The 1,505-nt window shown below is 70.8% G+C and carries 1 protein-coding gene and 1 pseudogene; both read left to right on the forward strand.

Annotated elements, in window-relative coordinates; all coding sequences use genetic code 11:
- Positions 1-108: pseudogene (locus tag B7767_RS48735) on the forward strand (TIGR00374 family protein); the annotation flags it as partial.
- A 233-nt stretch (positions 109-341) separates the two neighbouring features.
- Complete coding sequence (locus tag B7767_RS37755) at positions 342-1,439, forward strand: mechanosensitive ion channel family protein (RefSeq protein ID WP_085575930.1); 1,098 nt, start codon at positions 342-344, stop codon at positions 1,437-1,439.
- Positions 1,440-1,505: the final 66 nt, after the last annotated feature.

Genomic DNA, 1,505 nt, shown 5'->3' on the forward strand with positions numbered 1-1,505 from the left:
GCGCCGGCCACGGCGGTGGTGCTGGCCTTCCGGATCGTCACGGTGTGGCTGCCGCTGCTGCCGGGGGCGTTGACGCTGGGTGTGCTGGTGCGGCTGAAGGTGATCTGACCGGCGGGCCTGGTCCGGTACGAACCGCCCTGCGGCCGAAGGCGGTCCGACCGGCGGAAGGGAGCCGGGGCCGGTACGAACCGCCCGGTGGGATACGGCAGGATGAGCGATCGCGCCGACCGCCGGTCAGGGACGGCCGGCGCGACGTACATCCCGTAGAAATCAAGCAGGTGACGACACGTGACACGACTTCACATACGGCCGTCGGCCAGGGTGTTCGCCGGGAGTGAGCGGTGACCCGCGCGCTCACCGGGCACGACCTGGTGTACGCCGGCATCGCCCTCGCGGCCGGCCTGCTGGCGGCGTTCCTGCTGCGGCTGCTGCTGCGCCGGCTGGACCGGCTGGCGGAGCGCACCAACTGGCGCGGGGACGACGTCCTCGTGGACGCGCTGCGCATGATCGTGCCGTGGGCGGCGATCGCGGGCGGCGCGGCCTCCGCGGCGGCGGCGCTGCCGCTGACCCGGACCGTGCAGCACAACGTCAACCAGGCGCTGACGCTGATGGTCATCTTCGCCGCGACCATCTCGGCGGCCCGGGTGGTGGCGGGGCTGGTGCGCTCGGTCACCCAGTCCCGCTCCGGGGTCGCCGGGTCGGCGACCATCTTCATGAACATCACCCGGATCCTGGTCCTGGCGATCGGTTTCCTGGTGGGGCTGCAGACACTGGGCATCTCGATCGCCCCGCTGCTCACCGCCCTCGGCGTCGGCGGTCTGGCCGTCGCGCTGGCGCTGCAGGACACGCTCGCCAACCTGTTCGCGGGCATCCACATCCTCGCCTCCAAGACCGTGCAGCCCGGTGACTACATCCGGCTGAGCAGCGGCGAGGAGGGCTACGTCGAGGACATCAACTGGCGGCAGACGACCGTCCGCGAGCTCTCCAACAACCTGGTGGTCATCCCGAACGGGCAGCTCGCCAAGACGAACATGACCAACTTCATGCGTCCCGAGCAGCAGCTGACCATCCTGGTGCAGGTCGGGGTGTCGTACGACAGTGACCTGGAGCAGGTGGAGCGGGTGACGAAGGAGGTCGTCGCCGAGGTGATGACGGAGATCACCGGCGCCGTGCCGGAGCACGAGCCGGCGGTGCGGTTCCACACCTTCGGGGACTCCCGTATCGGCTTCACCGTCATCCTGGGCGTCGGGGAGTTCAGCGACCAGTACCGGATCAAGCACGAGTTCATCAAGCGCCTGCACCGCCGCTACCGCGAGGAGGGCATCCGCATCCCCTCGCCGGCGCGGACGGTGGCGCTCCAGCAGGGCTCCGTGGTCTTCCCCCAGCAGCGCGACACGGACGCCGCACCGGACGACATGACCGCCACCCGGCCGATCTGAGCCCATCGGCCGGGTGATCTCCCGCCACGCCGGCACGATCGTGGCGGGAGGGCGGCCGGGACCCGG

Source organism: Streptomyces sp. 13-12-16 (assembly GCF_002114215.1).
Taxonomy (GTDB): domain Bacteria; phylum Actinomycetota; class Actinomycetes; order Streptomycetales; family Streptomycetaceae; genus Streptomyces.